The sequence below is a fragment of the Neisseria weaveri genome (assembly GCF_900638685.1).
In the GTDB taxonomy this organism is placed as follows: domain Bacteria; phylum Pseudomonadota; class Gammaproteobacteria; order Burkholderiales; family Neisseriaceae; genus Neisseria; species Neisseria weaveri.
In genome coordinates this window covers 1,683,392-1,701,030 of the sequence record NZ_LR134533.1, presented here as the reverse complement: position 1 = coordinate 1,701,030, position 17,639 = coordinate 1,683,392, and the positions used below count along the sequence as shown (strand labels likewise).

The 17,639-nt window shown below is 48.0% G+C and carries 17 protein-coding genes and 1 tRNA gene; 7 read left to right on the top strand and 11 right to left on the bottom strand.

The features are described 5' to 3' along the window. Window positions 1–41 precede the first annotated feature (41 nt). A complete protein-coding gene (locus EL309_RS08250) occupies window positions 42–1,829 on the bottom strand; it encodes a 2-isopropylmalate synthase (RefSeq protein WP_004283540.1) in 1,788 nt (595 codons plus the stop codon). Between the two features lie 410 nt (window positions 1,830–2,239). Between EL309_RS08250 and EL309_RS08245 the strand changes: the two genes are divergently transcribed. Then, the gene (locus EL309_RS08245; protein WP_004283539.1) at window positions 2,240–2,737 is read left to right on the top strand and encodes a hypothetical protein; all 498 of its coding nucleotides are present in this window, start codon (window positions 2,240–2,242) and stop codon (window positions 2,735–2,737) included. A 231-nt stretch (window positions 2,738–2,968) separates the two neighbouring features. Here the strand turns inward: EL309_RS08245 and fabD are convergent, their stop codons facing one another. From fabD to EL309_RS08210, 7 genes are all read right to left on the bottom strand, one after another. Continuing rightward, window positions 2,969–3,895, bottom strand: coding sequence for an ACP S-malonyltransferase (gene fabD, locus EL309_RS08240; RefSeq protein ID WP_004283538.1), 927 nt, complete (start codon window positions 3,893–3,895; stop codon window positions 2,969–2,971). A 9-nt stretch (window positions 3,896–3,904) separates the two neighbouring features. Then, window positions 3,905–5,020 (bottom strand): DUF1294 domain-containing protein, encoded by a 1,116-nt coding sequence (locus tag EL309_RS08235; protein ID WP_004283537.1) that lies wholly within the window; start codon window positions 5,018–5,020, stop codon window positions 3,905–3,907. A 163-nt stretch (window positions 5,021–5,183) separates the two neighbouring features. Then, complete coding sequence (locus tag EL309_RS08230; protein WP_004283536.1) at window positions 5,184–6,143, bottom strand: beta-ketoacyl-ACP synthase III; 960 nt, start codon at window positions 6,141–6,143, stop codon at window positions 5,184–5,186. 239 nt (window positions 6,144–6,382) lie between these two features. After that, window positions 6,383–7,447 (bottom strand): phosphate acyltransferase PlsX, encoded by a 1,065-nt coding sequence (gene plsX, locus EL309_RS08225; RefSeq protein WP_004283535.1) that lies wholly within the window; start codon window positions 7,445–7,447, stop codon window positions 6,383–6,385. A gap of 158 nt (window positions 7,448–7,605) precedes the next feature. Continuing rightward, on the bottom strand, window positions 7,606–8,130 hold the full coding sequence (locus tag EL309_RS08220) for a phosphoribosyltransferase (RefSeq protein ID WP_036494506.1): 525 nt from the start codon (window positions 8,128–8,130) through the stop codon (window positions 7,606–7,608). A gap of 123 nt (window positions 8,131–8,253) precedes the next feature. Continuing rightward, a complete protein-coding gene (gene rpmF / locus EL309_RS08215) occupies window positions 8,254–8,433 on the bottom strand; it encodes a 50S ribosomal protein L32 (RefSeq protein WP_004283533.1) in 180 nt (59 codons plus the stop codon). Between the two features lie 36 nt (window positions 8,434–8,469). Next, window positions 8,470–8,973, bottom strand: a complete 504-nt coding sequence (locus EL309_RS08210; RefSeq protein ID WP_036494517.1) for a YceD family protein — start codon at window positions 8,971–8,973, stop codon at window positions 8,470–8,472. Window positions 8,974–9,024: 51 nt separating this feature from the next. Between EL309_RS08210 and EL309_RS08205 the strand changes: the two genes are divergently transcribed. The 3 genes from EL309_RS08205 (at window position 9,025) to EL309_RS08195 (ending at window position 10,627) form a co-directional block, all read left to right on the top strand. After that, entirely contained in the window at window positions 9,025–9,618 is a 594-nt protein-coding gene (locus EL309_RS08205) for a Maf family protein (protein ID WP_050793675.1), read from the top strand. Between the two features lie 49 nt (window positions 9,619–9,667). Next, window positions 9,668–10,378: an SAM-dependent methyltransferase gene (locus tag EL309_RS08200; RefSeq protein ID WP_004283530.1), complete on the top strand. Its 711-nt coding sequence runs from the start codon at window positions 9,668–9,670 to the stop codon at window positions 10,376–10,378. Window positions 10,379–10,550: 172 nt separating this feature from the next. Next, window positions 10,551–10,627 (top strand) — tRNA-Pro (locus tag EL309_RS08195). A gap of 211 nt (window positions 10,628–10,838) precedes the next feature. Here the strand turns inward: EL309_RS08195 and argG are convergent. After that, the gene (gene argG / locus EL309_RS08190) at window positions 10,839–12,185 is read right to left on the bottom strand and encodes an argininosuccinate synthase (protein WP_004283529.1); all 1,347 of its coding nucleotides are present in this window, start codon (window positions 12,183–12,185) and stop codon (window positions 10,839–10,841) included. Between the two features lie 198 nt (window positions 12,186–12,383). Between argG and EL309_RS08185 the strand changes: the two genes are divergently transcribed. The 3 genes from EL309_RS08185 (at window position 12,384) to cysE (ending at window position 15,986) form a co-directional block, all read left to right on the top strand. After that, window positions 12,384–13,181: a competence/damage-inducible protein A gene (locus EL309_RS08185; RefSeq protein WP_004283526.1), complete on the top strand. Its 798-nt coding sequence runs from the start codon at window positions 12,384–12,386 to the stop codon at window positions 13,179–13,181. A 194-nt stretch (window positions 13,182–13,375) separates the two neighbouring features. Continuing rightward, on the top strand, window positions 13,376–14,869 hold the full coding sequence (rng, locus tag EL309_RS08180) for a ribonuclease G (RefSeq protein WP_036494515.1): 1,494 nt from the start codon (window positions 13,376–13,378) through the stop codon (window positions 14,867–14,869). 286 nt (window positions 14,870–15,155) lie between these two features. Continuing rightward, the gene (cysE, locus tag EL309_RS08175; RefSeq protein ID WP_004283523.1) at window positions 15,156–15,986 is read left to right on the top strand and encodes a serine O-acetyltransferase; all 831 of its coding nucleotides are present in this window, start codon (window positions 15,156–15,158) and stop codon (window positions 15,984–15,986) included. Window positions 15,987–16,046: 60 nt separating this feature from the next. Here the strand turns inward: cysE and dcd are convergent, their stop codons facing one another. Both dcd and EL309_RS08165 read right to left on the bottom strand, forming a co-directional pair. After that, window positions 16,047–16,613: a dCTP deaminase gene (dcd, locus tag EL309_RS08170; RefSeq protein ID WP_036494504.1), complete on the bottom strand. Its 567-nt coding sequence runs from the start codon at window positions 16,611–16,613 to the stop codon at window positions 16,047–16,049. A 61-nt stretch (window positions 16,614–16,674) separates the two neighbouring features. Then, the gene (locus EL309_RS08165) at window positions 16,675–17,574 is read right to left on the bottom strand and encodes a recombination-associated protein RdgC (RefSeq protein ID WP_040669716.1); all 900 of its coding nucleotides are present in this window, start codon (window positions 17,572–17,574) and stop codon (window positions 16,675–16,677) included. Window positions 17,575–17,639: the final 65 nt, after the last annotated feature.

The window sequence follows — 17,639 nt, the reverse complement described above, 5'->3', positions numbered from 1 at the left end:
TTCAGACGGCCTCATCATTATCGGCACCGGTCAGACAATCATCAAATATCGCCTTGAGCCTTAATTCTTTCCGTACCGAATTCCAATTTGCTCAACGCAGACAGATAAGCTTTGGCAGTTGCCACCAATACATCGGTATCCGCGCCCTGACCATTCACAACACGACCCCCTCGAGCCAAGCGTACTGCCGTTTCACCTTGGCTTTCCGTGCCGTGCGTTACCGCATTCACAGAATAAATCTGCAAAGTCGCACCACTGTTGGCCACGCTCTCGATGGCCTTGAAAATCGCATCTACCGGGCCGGAGCCGGTTGCCGTTGCGCGGTGCTCGATACCGTTTACAGTAAATACGATTTCGGCCGCAGGTTGCTCGCCGGTTTCGGTTGTAATCTTTTGCGATACAAATTTGTAGTGGTCTTGAGAAAGATTCACCATTTCATCCGACACCAGCGCATGCAGATCTTCGTCAAAAATCTCACGTTTCTTATCTGCCAACTCTTTAAAGCGGGCAAATGCGGCATTCAAAGCCTCTTCGCTGCCCAGGTCGATACCTAAATCCTGCAGTTTGGTTTTAAACGCATTGCGGCCGGACAGTTTGCCCAAAGTCAGGCGGTTAGCCGCCCAACCTACTGATTCGGCAGACATGATTTCATAGGTTTCACGGTGCTTCAATACACCGTCCTGATGGATGCCGGATTCGTGTGCAAACGCATTCGCACCCACAATCGCCTTATTCGGCTGAACAGGATAACCGGTAACCGTCGACACCAGTTTGGAAGTCGACACAATCTGAGTGGTGTCGATACCGGTTTCCAACCCGAAAACGTCATGACGCGTTTTGAAAGTCATCACCACTTCTTCCAAGCTGGCATTACCCGCACGCTCGCCCAAGCCGTTGATGGTACATTCCACTTGTCTGGCGCCGCCCAACACCGCCGCCAAAGAATTGGCTACCGCCAAACCCAAGTCATTATGGCAGTGTGCGGACCAAACCACTTTATCGCTGCCTTGCGTTTTACTGATCAACTCGCGGAAGAAGGCTTCGGTACGGTGCGGAACGGAATAACCTACCGTATCCGGAATATTGATGGTGGTTGCACCTGCTTCAATCACCGCGCTGCACACTTGTGCAAGAAAATCGATATCGGAACGCAAAGCGTCTTCACAAGAAAACTCCACGTCATCCGTATATTCTTTAGCCAGTTTCACCGCTTTAACCGCAGACTCCAACACTTTCTCCGGCTTCATTTTCAGCTTATGTTCCATATGCAGCGGACTGGTTGCGATAAAGGTATGGATACGGCGTTTGGCCGCAGGTTGAACCGCTTCGCCTGCTGCACGGATATCGCGCTCGGTTGCACGTGCCAACGAACATACGGTTGCCGTCGTCAACACTTTGGCAATGCTGTTGACGGCATCAAAATCGCCCGGACTCGCAGCGGCAAAGCCTGCTTCAATCACATCAACGCCCAATTTTTCCAGTTGACGGGCAATACGGATTTTTTCCTCTTTAGTCATGGCTGCACCCGGTGACTGCTCACCGTCACGCAGCGTGGTATCAAAAATAATGATACGGTTGTCTTGCGGCATGGTTTGTTTCTCCAGATTGTTTTGTTGTTGTAGAAAAGCATTTAAATCCAACGGTCTGCCTTGTACTTCTGCCAAAGAAACCAGCTTCTGCAACTGGTTGAGCGGCAAAGAACCCCGAGTCCGCCATTTATAGATTGCTGCGGTACTGGCTGCCTGTTCCGGATCATGCTCTTTTAATGCTTCGGCTAAAGCATTCACTCCGCCGAAATAGGCGATTAAGCGGTCAATGTCTAATTGCATACAAGCCCTTTGTCTAAATACGATGGCATTTTATAATTTATAATGGCGATTATACCCAAATCAGACAAATTGGCAATTAATTATTTTATGTTTTTATTTTATCGAATTAATATAAAAAATTTTATACACTTTGTCTAAATTCATCATAACCGCTTTATTCGGCGTTTTTTGATTGAATTTAACTTTTGACGATTAAATTTAACCCACCTTTAAACTCAAACAAAATAACCATTTAAATCATTATCATAGAAGACAAAAACAGGCTTTTCTCCCTCTATCCGCTTCCGTTTCGCCAGATACAGACAAGACAAAAAAGCGTTTTTCTGTTACGTTAAGCCACGAAAGCCTGCTGACAGGCATAGCGTTTGTATCATTATTTTTTGAGATTGAATCTACCAAAAGGAATTGAAATGCTGAAAACTTTAGTACCTGCCGCGATTTTGATGGCTACCCTGACCGCATGCAGCACGCCGATGCAAAAACCCGTTAAAGCCGATGCCGCCAAAGCTACGGCCGCACAAACGGCTCCCAAAGCATCTAACGAATCCGTAAAAATCGAAGCATCAAAAGAAGTTGCTTACGCCTGCGGTCCTTCAGGTAAAGAAAAACTGCGCGTTACATACGGCATCAGCAAAAACGAAGTGGTCGTAGCGCAAGTGCTGTTCCGCGAAAAAGCATCTCCCGTACTGTTCCGCGTAAACAGTCAAACCGACAGCAACACCTTTGCCAATCAAGGCATTACTTGGAGCGCCGAGAAAGCCGATGCTGCCAATCTCGATAAAGTAGACGGCAATATGCTGACTCAGGAAGCCGTTGAAGTTGTGAACGGCAAAAAAACACAGGTTTCGCAAATCGTAACCAAATACTGCAAACTGGATAAAGCCGCAACCGCCAAACTGGCTAAATAATGGTACATTATCTAAAATTGTAGGATGAAAAGGCCGTCTGAAAATTTCAGACGGCCTTTTCGCAATTTTATTCAAGCAGATACTCTGATTGGATTTTAAACATACCATTTAAAACATAAATAATTGCCCAAGACATCCTGCAATTTTTTTAACGTATAAATCAAAGGCCGTCTGAAGTTTTCAGACGGCCTTTGATTTATCTGTTTTATTGATCAGACAAACCGATTAGGATTAGTGAGCCTCAATAAACGCGACTACCTGCTCAGACTGAGTCAACGCAGTACACACCGCCTCTTTATTGATACGCTTCGCCAAACCGGCTAATACCTTACCCGGACCGCACTCGGCAGACTCGGTAATACCCTCTTCAACCAACGCATTCACGGTTTCCGTCCAACGGACCGGACTGTACAGCTGGCGTACCAACGCATCTTTGATCTTGTCGGCATCATCGTAAGATGCCACGTCGGCATTGTGAATCACCCGAATTTGCGGTTTGCCGATTTCGATATCTTTCAAGGCTTCGGCCAACTTGTCTGCAGCCGGTTTCATCAAGCTGCAATGTGAAGGTACGGATACAGGCAACGGCAAAGCACGTTTCGCTCCGGCTTCCTTAGCAGCAGCCATCGCACGCTCTACCGCAGCAGCGCTGCCGGCAATCACAACTTGACCGGGCGAATTGAAATTTACCGCTTCTACCACATCACCTTGTGCAGAATCGGCACAAATCTTACGAACCACATCGTCATCCAAGCCCAATACGGCCGCCATTGCTCCCTCGCCTTGCGGTACGGCATTCTGCATCAATTCGGCACGCAAACGAACCAGCTTGACCGCATCGGCAAACTTCAATGCACCTGCGACTACCAAAGCGGTATATTCACCCAAACTGTGGCCTGCCACCACCGACGGCGTTTTTCCTCCGGCTTCCAAATATGCACGATATGTGGCCACACCGGCTGCCAGCATCAAAGGCTGTGTGTTGACGGTTTGCCCGATTAAGTCGGCATCTTCGCCGTTCATCATCGCCCATAAATCTTGACCTAATACCGCCGAAGCTTCATCAAAAGTTTCTTTTACAACGCCGACACCTTCGAAACCGCTCATCATATTAAGGCTTTGCGAGCCTTGTCCGGGAAAGAAAAACGCAAAAGACATGATATTCCTTTAATTTTTTAAGAATAATACGAGAGGACTGTCCGCGTAATGTATCAGCAGTATGTAGGTTATGGCAATATTCGCCGCCACCGTTACCCAGAATTTCCGCATAAAGGCAGCTTTACGCAGTTTGTGGTGGAAAATAATCTGTGCAGTCAAGGCGCCCGGCCAGCCTCCTATAAATGCAAAATTATGCAGATAACTTTCAGGAATGCGTTGTGTGTAGCGGTCGGTATTGCGCGCATTTCTCTCAGCCAAGCCTTTGTCATAACCGTAAACCAGCAATGCAACAATGCTGGCCAGCAGGTAAAAAGCCGCCAGCTTGAAAGAAATGCTTGCAACTAAAGCCAAATAAATCAAACCCACAGCAATATGAAGCATGATTTGAACAGTATTTCTATGTATCTGCGTATGCTGATACGGTTTGTCGTTAAACAATCCCATTTCGTGTTCGCGCAGCATCACTCTCGTTACCCGCTGCAACTGGCCTTCTGTCATAGGCCAATCGCAATAGAAACTAACCTGCTGCCCGACTTCGGGTCTGCGTCCCTGATAATGGAAAGCGGAAATATGGAAAAATACCACTTCGGATTCCGGGCCGGATTGAATAAATCCGCAGCTCTTTTTATCGTCCCAGCGGATAATTTTACCATGCAGTACCGTATTACCCGGAAACGGATGCCGGATTTTAACGGGTTCTTTCACTACAGCCGGCTTGGCCTGTTCTTCTTGCTTTTGCTGCTGACGTAACGCCCGCTCTTTTTCAAGCCGCTGAATGGTTTGCTGCACTTCCTGATAGCTGACGTTTTCCACATCCACCATCATCCATTGTCCATTATCGTGACGTGTCAAACGCCCTTTCAACCACTCTCCTGCTTCCGGCACACGGGTTTGGTCGTTCAAAAATTGACCCAACACAAAAACCGGCTCAGAACGGTCGGCCTCATGCACACCGAAGCCGCCGTTCAACTGCAAATCCCATTCGCTCAAGCGCACTTTAACACTAACGCCTTCACGGAACATGGGCAGACGGCTTGTTGCCGCTGCCTCTATATGCTCATGACTGTTCTGCGCCAACCTAAAATGCGGTTGATGGCCTGCAAACGGAAAATCACAGCTCTTCATAAATGTTCCCCTTGAGCCAAACACTTTGTCTGCTTATCAATATCCAACCCTATTTCTGCCTTGTTATGTAAAACGGCAAAAGGACTGTCCGTAAGATTTAATATTAATGTTATAAAAAAAGGCCGTCTGAAATTTCAGACGGCCTTTTTTTACAACCTATATATCAATACCTGACTAATACCGCTCCCCAAGCGAAACCGCCACCGATTCCCTCAAGAAGCAGATTTTGTCCGCGCTTGATACGTCCGTCCCGAATACCTGCGTCCAAAGCCAACGGAATCGAAGCTGCCGATGTATTGGCATGCTCGTCTACCGTCAGAATCACTTTATCCATACCCAGACCCAAATGCTTGGCCGTCGCTTCTATAATCCGCTTGTTTGCCTGATGCGGAACGATCCAATCCACTTGGTCTGCCGGCATACCTGCCTCTGTCAAAACGTCTTCGGCCACTTTAGCCAAAGTTTTTACTGCAAATTTGAATACTCCCGGCCCGTCCATTTTTACAAAAGGCGTGCCGCATACCTGGCCGTCGGCCATCTGTGCCGGCACTTGCAGTAACGGCAGATAATTGCCGTCAGCCTGAAGCTTGCCTGCAATAATGCCCGGCTCTTCGGAAGCACCCAAAACAACCGCTCCGGCTCCGTCACCGAACAAAACACATGTCGTGCGGTCGTTCCAATCCAAAATTCTGCTGAACACTTCAGCACCGATAACCAGCACTTTTTGTGCCATACCGCTTTTAATATAAGCATGTGCCGTATTCAAAGCATACATAAAACCGGCACAAACTGCGGCAACGTCAAATGCAGGACAACCCGATATGCCTAATTTATTTTGTACAATCGTAGCCGTAGAAGGAAACTGCATATCCGGCGTAGCGGTAGCCAAAACAATCAGATCAATCTCTTCAGGCTTAACGTCTGCGGCTTCCAACGCTTTGCGCGCAGCGGCAACCGCCAAATCACTGGTCTTTTCCTGCTCATCGGCAATATGACGGAATTTGATACCGGTACGGGTCGTGATCCACTCGTCAGAAGTGTCGACCCTTTTGGCTAATTCGTCATTGCTGACACGGTTTGTGGGCAAATAACTGCCGGTTCCGAGAATTTTGGCATATCGCATGTCGTCGCCTTTTACGGTTATTCGAGTAAATGACCGATATTGTAAGGCAATTTATCTGTTTTTCCCATACGAAAAACAAACTATATCACCGACTTTTAAATAACCTTAAAAATATTCTCAAATGTAACAGCTAAATTGTATATTATCTATCTTAATAATAAAACACTTAACTTAACATTTTTAACCCAAATCAAAAAAAGGCCGTCTGAATTTCAGACGGCCTTGTATATTTAAAAACATTATTCAATATTATCAGCAGCTTTAGCCTGTTCGCGTTCCAAACACTTTTCCGCCAATACCGCAAGCTGTGTTGCAACACCCTGCTCGATTCTGACCATACTGTCCGCATTGGCTTCGTGGTAAGCCTCTTCCAATGCATAAGTAAAACCTACCGCATCCGTGCCGCCGTGACTTTTAACCACAACGCCGCGTAATCCCAAAAAGATTGCACCGTTAAATTTACGCGGATCCAGCTTATTTTTGAAACCTTTCAATGCAGGTAGCGACACCAACGCGGCAGCCTTGGTAAACAGGTTGCTCTGAAACTCCTGCTTGATGGCCGAACCCATAAACTTTACTGCACCTTCAATGGTTTTCAAAACAATGTTTCCGACAAAACCGTCAGCCACTACCACATCGACATCACCGCTGAAAATAGTATGACCTTCGACATTGCCTGTAAAATTCAAATTACTGTCTTGCAGCAATCGGAAAGTCTGCTTCACAGTATCCGTACCTTTGATATCTTCAGTGCCGACATTCAACAAGCCGACGCGGGGCATGCCTTTTTCGGGATTCATTGCTTGAACCAACTCGCTGCCTATCACTGCAAATTGTACTAACTGCTCTGCGGTACAATCCACATTGGCGCCCAAATCCAACATCAATGTCATATGATTGCCCGCAGAAGGCAAAAACTTGGCAATTGCCGGACGCTCGATACCCGGAATGGTTTTCAAAACAAAACGCGCCGTCGCCATCAACGCACCGGTATTACCTGCAGAAACCGCAGCTTGCGCCTTGCCTTCTTTAACCTGATTAATGGCTACGCGCATAGACGAATCTTTTTTGTTTTTCAATGCCAATTGCGGGGCTTCATCCATTTCCACTACTTGGCTTGCATGAACGATTTCAATACGATCCAAAGGTGCGTTGGCAGATTCCAACGCAGAACGAACCTGTTGTTCGTCACCCACCATCATCAATCGTGCATTAGGCTGCTGCTTTAAAAAAGCAACCGCACCGGGAACGGTAACGGCCAAGCCGACATCGCCCCCCATGGCATCAACGGCCAACGTAATCATTTTTTATTTCTCCGGATTTAAATTCTGTGCGCCGGAAAGGTGAAACCTGCAAAATACGGCACGGTCATCCTAATAAACCGAACACCTTTCCTGCTTTGCCTGCTAATCAGGCCGATTCAGACTTTCCCATCCAATAAAGGCCGTCTGAAAATTCAGTATCATTCCGACACAGCCGCCAAGCGGTTATGCTCGTCGATATCATCGGCATCCCAAGGATAATTAATCCACCAGTCTTCCACAGTGATACCGCTGAAATAAGGCATATGTTCGGGCAATTTTCCTGCCTTCGCCTTGATTTTCTCGTGCAACACAGCCACACCGATATGCGCAAAATCTTCATGCGACAGCTCGTTCAATACAAACTCAAGCGTAACCCGGCTGTCATCTACTTCATCGACCACCAAAACATTTTTCCCCACCAAAACATCCGGCAGAGGATCCAACCATTGAACCTTTTTTACACCATCAGTTACTTGGCCTTCGTTATCGCTGTCGTAATACGCAGTCGTCACCGCATAAATCGGAATTTCCAAAAAGCAGCGCAACATACGCGCAGGAATGAAACCGCCGCCGCCGATTGCAATCATTGCGTCATATTTAATATCTGACGCTTTGATTTTTTCGGCAAGTTGTTTAATCACTCGATGAATGTCATCGTAGGTGTACCATACTTTCTTTTTCATAACTCAACACACCGGCCAAGGTTGCAGACTGCACCGGCAATCTGCTTATCGATTAACGCAAAAAAGCCAGTAATTGCAGGTTAACGCAATCTTCTGGCTTTCCTCTCAAGCAAGGATGAAAAATTATTCGCCTTTGGCTTTTACCACTTTACGGCCACGGTACATGCCGTTTGGTGAAATGTGGTGTGGGCGGTGTACTTCGCCGGTAGCGCTGTCAACAGACAAAGCAGGCGCAGTCAAAGCATCGTGAGAACGGTGCATACCGCGTTTAGAGGGAGATTTTTTATTTTGTTGAACGGCCATTTCAAGCTCCTAAATATAAGTAAAACTGTAAACCGGTTAGCGGCTGCTTTTCAGCCCTGCCAAAACGGCAAACGGATTGGGTTTGTCTTGATTGACGGTTTCCAACGCAATATTGTCGCAGTCTTCATGACGGGGCGAAAACGGCATAGCCATCAGCATTTGGTCTTCGATTAAGGTTCGCACGTCCAATTCAGCAACTTTCACCATACCTTCCAATTCATCGTCGGATACCATGGCTTCGTCCAAACTGTCTTCATCGGCAAACAAAACAATACGGCTGTTTTCTTCCATAAGATAAGGCATCGGCTTCACACAGCGCTGACAAAACAACTGCAAATCCGCCTTAAGCGCCAAATCCAAAAACAAACGCTGTAATCTATCGCAACCACCTGTCAACGTATAGGAAACTTTTGTCTGCTTATCTGCCAAATATTCGTGCGACCAAACTCGTTCGTCCAGCTCACCCAGCTCCACAGTGCCTTGCAGCACCTGCTTCTCGGAAGCGAAAACTTCGGGGTCAATCAAAATAGGGTCTAACATAAACGGGGTATGATATAATTTCACAGGTTTAACGTCAATGTTTTTACGCATATGAATACGCAACTACCGCTTATTTTAGGCTCAAGCTCGGTCTTCAGGCAACAACAGTTGGCGCGTTTGGGCTTGGATTTTCAGACGGCCTCTCCCGATTGCGACGAAACGCCCCTGCCAAACGAATCTGCAGAAGAAACGGCCCTACGTTTGGCCGTCGGCAAAGCACAATCTCTGGCAGCACGTTTTCCCCAAGCACTGATTATCGGTGCAGACCAAGTTGCCTGGTGCCATAACCGCCAATTGGGCAAACCGATGGACGTCGCAAAAGCACAACAAATGCTTCAAGAGTTAAGCGGCAACGATATTGAGTTTTACAGCGCACTTTGCCTACTCAATACGGCAACCGGCCGAATGCATACGCATGTCGATAAAACCGTTGTGCGTATGCGCGCGCTCACCCATAAACAAATGACAGCTTATCTGCAACGCGAGCCGGATGCGGTGTATTGTGCCGGCGCAGCAAAAAGCGAAGGCTTGGGTGCAGCATTATTACAACATATTCACAGCAGCGATCCCAACGCTCTAATCGGTTTGCCGATTTTCAGGCTGATTGATTTCCTGCAACAAGAAGGCGTCGACATTTTGTCTTAAACATCCGGCCGAACACCTTTATCCCACACGACTTAACAGACATCCTTTCATGAATCCCATTCTCTATCTTATTCCGACACCGCTCGGCGAACCTGACACACCCTGCCTGCTTCCGCACGAACAATCTCAAATCGTTTCGCTTACCGATTTCGTTGTCGAAGCAGAAAAAACCGCACGCTCACACTTAAAACATCTCGGTGTAACCACACCGATCCGCGAATTAAATCTGCAAACATTAAACGAGCATACCGACTTAAAAACACTGCCCGAGCTTTTAAAACCGCTGCAGGAAGGCAGAAGCATGGGAATTGTCAGCGAAGCCGGCTGCCCTGCCGTTGCCGATCCCGGTGCCAATTTAGTCGCACTCGCTCATCAACGCGGTTTCGAAGTCCGCCCTCTTGTCGGCCCTTCAAGCCTGCTGCTGGCTTTGATGGCTTCAGGTGCAAACGGGCAGAACTTCGCATTCAAAGGCTATCTGCCTACCGACAAAACCGAACGCATCCAAGCTATAAAGGCTTTGGAGCAGCGTTCCCGCCAACATAACGAAACCCAGCTTTTCATCGAAACACCCTACCGGAATGACGCCCTGCTTGCCGATGCGGTCGTTTCGCTACATGGCGATACGCGTTTATGCGTTGCTTGCGATCTGACTCTGCCGACACAAACCATTATCAGCAAATCAGTATCCGACTGGAAAAAAATGAGCCAACTGCCTAACCTGAAAAAACGGCCGGCCATCTTTGTCCTTCATGCCGGATAAATACTTAGCCGTATTTTGTATCGGATTCAAGCCGTCATCAATAAATCCGGTTTGGATATCCGAATAGATTCAGTTTTCAAATTATTTTATTTTCAGACGGCCTCTATCTAAATATACGTTGGAGACTTGCAAAACTGACGCTGGGAAACTATAATTCAGACCTTAATAAATTCGGAATGTAGCGCAGCCCGGTAGCGCACTTCGTTCGGGACGAAGGGGTCGGAGGTTCGAATCCTCTCATTCCGACCAAATACCAACCCGCCTTTAATATCAAGGCGGGTTTTCATATTGATAACCAATCCAATAAAAATAAAGTGTCTGTTCCCAATCTTCGCCCGTATTCCGATACTTATTTCATTACCGCTTTTTTATCAGTCTTTTCACACAATAACAGTCAATATAAAAGGCCGTCTGAAATTTCAGACGGCCTTTGTATTTCCCAAGCTATACAATGCAAACTTTATTTTTTATGTCCCAGCTGCGGCAACACCGAACCTTCGCCCAGAGCCAACAAACCGCTTTGCGAGTAAATACCCAATTTCGCACGGGTATCCACAATATCCAGATTGCGCATAGTCAGTTGACCGATACGGTCGGCCGGTGTGAAAGCGGCGTTTTCCACTTTTTCCATGCTCAAGCGTTCGGGTTGATAAGTCAGATTCGGCGATTCGGTGTTCAGAATCGAATAGTCGTTACCGCGACGCAGCTCCAAAGTGACTTCGCCGGTAATCGCACGGGCTACCCAGCGTTGGGCGGTTTCTCGCAACATCAAAGATTGCGAATCAAACCAGCGGCCTTGGTACAGCAAGCGGCCCAAGCGCAAGCCGTTGATGCGGTATTGTTCGATGGTATCTTCGTTGTGGATACCGGTAACCAGACGCTCATAAGCGATATGCAGTAAAGCCATGCCCGGGGCTTCGTAAATGCCGCGCGATTTGGCTTCAATGATACGGTTTTCGATTTGGTCGCTCATGCCCAAACCGTGGCGGCCGCCGATGCGGTTGGCTTCCAAGAACAACTCGACAGGATCGGCAAACTCTTTACCGTTCAAAGCTACCGGCACGCCTTCTTCAAAACGCACAGTAACTTCTTCTGCTTTAATTTCAACATTTTCGTCCCAGAATGCTACGCCCATAATCGGCTTCACGATTTTGACGCTGCTGTTCAAAAATTCCAAATCTTTGGCTTCGTGGGTGGCACCGAGCATATTGGAGTCGGTGGAATAGGCTTTTTCAACCGACATTTTGTATTCGAAGCCGTTGGCAATCAAAAATTCGCTCATTTCCTGACGGCCGCCCAATTCGTCGATAAAGGTTTGGTCAAGCCACGGTTTGTAGATACGCAGGCTCGGATTAGTCAGCAGGCCGTAGCGGTAGAAACGCTCGATGTCGTTACCTTTATAAGTCGAACCGTCACCCCAGATATTGACGTCGTCTTCTTTCATGGCAGACACCAGCATAGTACCGGTTACGGCGCGGCCTAAAGGCGTAGTGTTGAAATAAGGCACGCCGCCGGTGGTTACATGGAATGCACCGCACTGAATTGCGGCAATGCCTTCATGCGCCAACTGGCTGCGGCAGTCTACCAAACGCGCTTCGATTGCACCGTATTCTTTGGCTTTACGCGGAATTGCTTCGTAATCGTCTTCGTCCGGCTGACCCAAATTCGCGGTATAAGCATAAGGCAGCGCGCCTTTGAGTTTCATCCACAACAAAGCGGCCGATGTATCGAGGCCGCCTGAAAATGCGATACCTACTTTGGCACCGACGGGCAAACTTTGCAAAATCGTATGGTTCTGACTGCTCATTTCAAATCCTTAACTGTATAAATCGGCTCTTCCACAAATAGCTGTTTTCCTGCCGCAAGGGCAACACAAAAAACAGCTCCGTACAAACAGCCTGCATAATCGTAAAAATCGGTTTATTATTGTGGAAATCAGTCAATTAGTCCAGTCTGAAACGGTTTCAGACGGCCTTTTATTCCCATTACCCCGCAAAGGACAGCCATGATATATTTCAACCTTATTATTATCGGCGATGAAATTCTACACGGAACCCGACAAGACAAACATTTTGCGTTTTTTAAAACATTATTGGAACAACATGGCTTAAAACTCGGCCAAGTTCAATATCTTCCGGACGATTACGACTTGCTGGTCAAACAGCTGAACCGCAGTTTTTCAGACGGCCTCCCGACCTTTGTTACCGGCGGTATCGGCTCTACACCCGACGACCATACCCGCCAAGCCGCTGCCGCCGCATTGGACTTGATGATTGTCCGCCATGCCGGTGCCGTTCCCTTTATCGAAGAAAGCACTCTGGAGCGCGGCGACACACTCGATTCCGCTGCTCACAAACAACGCCTGCTGATGGCGGATTTCCCAGAAGGTTCGGATTTGATTCCCAATCCGTATAACAAAATCGCCGGCTTCTCCATCCGCGAACACTACTTTTTTCCGGGCTTCCCCGTAATGGCACACCCGATGGCCGAATGGGTGTTAAACACCTATTACAGCGACCGTTTCCACCAAACCGAAAGCAGCCAGCGTTCGATTTGGGTGTTCGGCTTGCCCGAATCCCATGTTGCACCATTGATGAGAAAAGTAGAAGCAAATTATCCCGGCATACGTTCGTTCAGCCTGCCCAGCGTCGGTTGGACCGACGATAACGGTCAAACCGTGCCGCCTCATATCGATTTCGGCATCAAGGCCGAGGGTGAAGCCTGCCGTTTCTTAGATGAAGCTTGGGAACAAATGCTGGCCGATCTGCAAAACATCGGTGCCAAACTCCACGCGCCAGAATAAATACCATAGTCATATAATCTAACCGTTTCAGTTTTCACATTTTTTTTCAGACGGCCTTCCGCTATAATACAGGCCGTCTGAAAATTTTTATCCGCACGGCAAATCCGCCGTTCATTTAAAAAATATTTTTGTCATCCGCTTTTCCACCCCAAGAGCCGATGACAAAAATATTTTTAAAATCCAAAGAGGTTGATATGCTGCCCAGCATCCCGTTACCCAAAGACGTGATCAGGCCGCCGGAAACGGTTTTGGTCAACATCACCCCCCAAGAAACCCGTGTTGCCATTCTGGAAGAAAACAACATCTGCGAACTGCATATCGAACGCAACAGCGGACACGGCTTGGTCGGCAATATCTATTTAGGCATCGTCCGCCGCGTTCTGCCCGGTATGCAAAGTGCATTTATCGACATCGGCTTGGAACGCGCCGCCTTCCTCCACATTGTCGATGTGCTCGAACAACGCCAAAACCCGGACGAAACACAACGTATCGAACACATGCTGTTTGAAGGGCAATCCGTATTGGTACAAGTCATCAAAGACCCCATCAACAGCAAAGGAGCAAGGCTGTCCACCCAAATCTCATTGGCCGGAAGGTTTTTAGTCCACCTGCCCCAAGACGACCACATCGGCATTTCACAACGCATCGAAGACGAAGACGAACGCAACAACCTGCGCGACCGCCTGCTCAGCCTGCTGCCCGAAAACGCCAGTCACGGCTACATCATCCGCACCAGTGCAGAAACCGCCACTCTTGCAGAGCTTCAAGCCGATATCGACTATCTGACCAAAGTCTGGGAAAACATCCAGCATCAAGCCAAAACCAAACCGCCAGAAACCCTGCTCTATCAAGACCTACCCTTAAGCCTGCGCGTACTGCGCGACATGTTCAGCGACAACACCCGAGAAATTCTGGTCGACTCCAAAGAAAACCACACCCGCATGATGCAGATGGCCGAACAATATGTTCAAAACGCCGTCGATAAAATCCACCTGTTCAAAGGCGACCGCCCCCTGTTTGAAACCCACAATATCGAACAGGAAATCAGCCGCGCCCTACAACCACGCGTCAATCTGACTTTCGGCAGCTATCTAATTATCGAATCCACCGAAGCCATGACCACCATTGATGTCAATACCGGCGGCTTTGTCGGCGCACGCAACTTCGACGAAACCATTTTCCGTACCAATCTCGAAGCCTGCCACGCCATCGCACGCGAACTGCGTTTGCGCAATCTCGGCGGCATCATCATCATCGACTTTATCGATATGGCGCAAGATTCCCACCGCGAAGCCGTATTGCAGGAATTGGCCAAAGCCCTCAGTTTCGACCGAACCCGAGTTACCCTGAACGGCTTTACCAGTCTGGGATTAGTGGAATTGACACGAAAACGGACACGCGAAAACCTAAGCCAGATTTTGTGCGAACCCTGTCCAACCTGCCAAGGCAGAGGCCAGCTCAAAACCCCGCAAACCGTGTGCTACGAAATCCAACGCGAAATCGTACGCGAAGCCCGCCGTTACGACGCGCAACACTTCCGCATTTTGGCGGCTCCCAATGTTATCGACCTGTTTCTCGACGAAGAATCCCAATCTCTGGCCATGCTAATCGACTTTATCGGCAAACCGATTTCTCTGGCCGTGGAAACCACTTATACGCAAGAACAATACGATATTGTATTGTTATAGAGGTAAAGGCCGTCTGAAATTTTCAGACGGCCTTTTTTATCAAACTATAATCCAGCATCAATACGCCGCTCTCATATCAGCAGAAATCTCTCAATTTTTATGCATTCTTTAAGATAATTGCCACTGTATTTTAAAGCTATAGTAAACACCCAATCAGGTTTTTCAGCTGCAATAAACGCCGCTTTATCGTATGATACTTTCCTAAAGCATTCTTTTTATTCCGACAAGCTGCACAAACTCATCCGCAGCAGTCTGCCGAACCATTATTTTTCAGACGGCCTCGACTATGAATACAACAGCACAAAATACCCGCCCGGACAACTTCGATTTATGGCAAACCATCCGCAACGAAGCGGAACAAGCGGCCGCATCCGAACCGATGCTCGCAAGTTTCCTGCATTTAACCGTATTGCGACATGATTCTTTAGACGCTGTTTTGGCATTCCATTTATCCAGCAAACTTTCCAGCCCGATTATGGACGCACGCGCACTGTTTGAAGTCTATTTACAGGCACTCAATAGCGATACCGCCATCATTTCGGCAGTTGAAAAAGACCTGCTGGCCATCTACGACCGCGACCCCGCTTGCGATGAATATTCGCTGCCCTTACTCTATTTCAAAGGTTTTCACGCTATTCAGGCACACCGTATCAACCATTGGCTATGGGAAAACGGCAGAAAAACTTTGGCCTATTTCCTGCAAAACCGTTCCTCCGAAGTTTTCGGCGTAGACATCCATCCTGCAGCCCGCTTTGGCCACGGCCTGATGCTTGACCATGCAACTGGTTTCGTTGCCGGCGAAACCGCCGTATTGGGTAACGATATTTCTATTCTGCACGGCGTAACTTTAGGCGGCTCGGGCAAAGAGAGCGGCGACCGCCATCCGAAGGTCAGCGACGGCGTGATGATTGGTGCCAATGCTTCCATTCTCGGCAACATCCGTATCAACGAGTGCGCCAAAATCGGCGCCGGCAGCGTGGTCGTTCATGACGTTCCGGCGTTCACCACCGTCGTCGGCGTACCCGCCCGCATGGTCGGCAGTAAAAATAAAGCCAAACCTTCGGAAGAAATGGTTCAGGATTTCGTCGGCGAGTTGGAAGCGGATTTCTATATTTAAACAATCAGCCCCTGATTCCAAAAATCAGGGGCTTTTATATAACCGAAACCATGTTCTATGTCAGGTTTTCGGCAAAGTTACGCCGGTTTGACCCATATATTTGCCGTTACGGTCTTTATACGACGTTTCGCATACTTCGTCGCTTTCAAAAAACAATACTTGAGCCACGCCTTCTCCGGCATAAATTTTGGCCGGCAGCGGTGTCGTATTGGAAAACTCCAAAGTGACATAGCCCTCCCATTCCGGTTCGAAAGGCGTAACATTCACAATAATTCCGCAACGCGCATAAGTCGACTTACCCAAACAAACCGTTAATACATTGCGCGGAATACGGAAATACTCCACTGTTCTGGCCAGAGCAAACGAATTGGGCGGAATAATGCAGTAATCGTCTTCAACCGTTACAAAGTTACGGGTATCGAAGTTTTTCGGATCGACAATCGTGCTGTTGATATTGGTAAAAATCTTAAATTCATTGGCACAGCGGATATCGTAACCGTAACTGGATGTACCGTAAGAAATGATTTTCTGCCCGTTCACTTCTTTAATCTGATTCGGCTCAAACGGCTCGATCATGCCGTGTTCTTCACTCATCCGCCGAATCCATTTGTCAGACTTAATACTCATCGTTTTTCCTATCCTTGATTTTATTTTTTCAGACGGCCTCACAGCGTATCTGACAATTTATTTAAATTTTCCAGCCGCCCAAATAGCCGGCCAATTCATCCAGCATGACCGATAACGTTTCCGCCATCAAGACCTGCGATGCAAATGCCAAACCTGCCGCATCGTCAGCATACCCTTCCGCCTCTTCCTGCAACACATCTAAATAACGGATCCGCTTCAGAGTAAAATCCTGACTCAACACAAAACTGATTTGCTCGCGCCACACCAAGCCCAACTGCGTTACCGTTTTACCGCTTTTCACGTGCTGCACCACTTCGTCTGCAGTCAAATCCTGTTTGGATATCTTAATCACCGGTGCCATATCACCCACGCCTTTCAGCTCGCAATCGCTATCCAACTCAAAGCCGCCTTCGGCCGCGCCGCGCAACAACCATTCCGTCATCAAAGAAGACGGCGACTGCTGAGTATCCGGTAAACGCGCCTCCAAACCACCCAAAGCTTCACGCAATTTTGTCAGCATATTTTCCGCTTTAGTCGCCGCAGCATGATTGATAAACAGATAACCGTGCTTTGAATCCAACACCGCTTGGCAACGGCTGCTCCGCGTAAACGCACGTGGCAGAAGATCATCGGTAATCTGTTCTTTCAATTCCTGCTTTTCTTTGCGGCCGACATTTCGCGCTTCAGCATTTTGAATCTCGGCCACACGTTCTTCGACCAAATCGCGAATCACACCGGCAGGCAATACCTTCTCTTCTTTTTTCAATGATATCCGGAGGGTAAAATCAGCAGGGAAAACCAGCTCCGGCGAAAAACCGAACGGTGCCGCAAAACCTTCGCTAAACCAGTCCAACCCCTCGCACGGCGTAAATTCAGATTGAGCCAACAATTCCGCCATCTTTTCAAAATCCGGCAGTTTATCGGCAGCAATCGGATAAAAACTGACTTGTTTAAACCACATTGCAACACCCCTTACATATATCCAAAACAATCCCGGCATTATACAGCATACCGCGCCCCCAATCA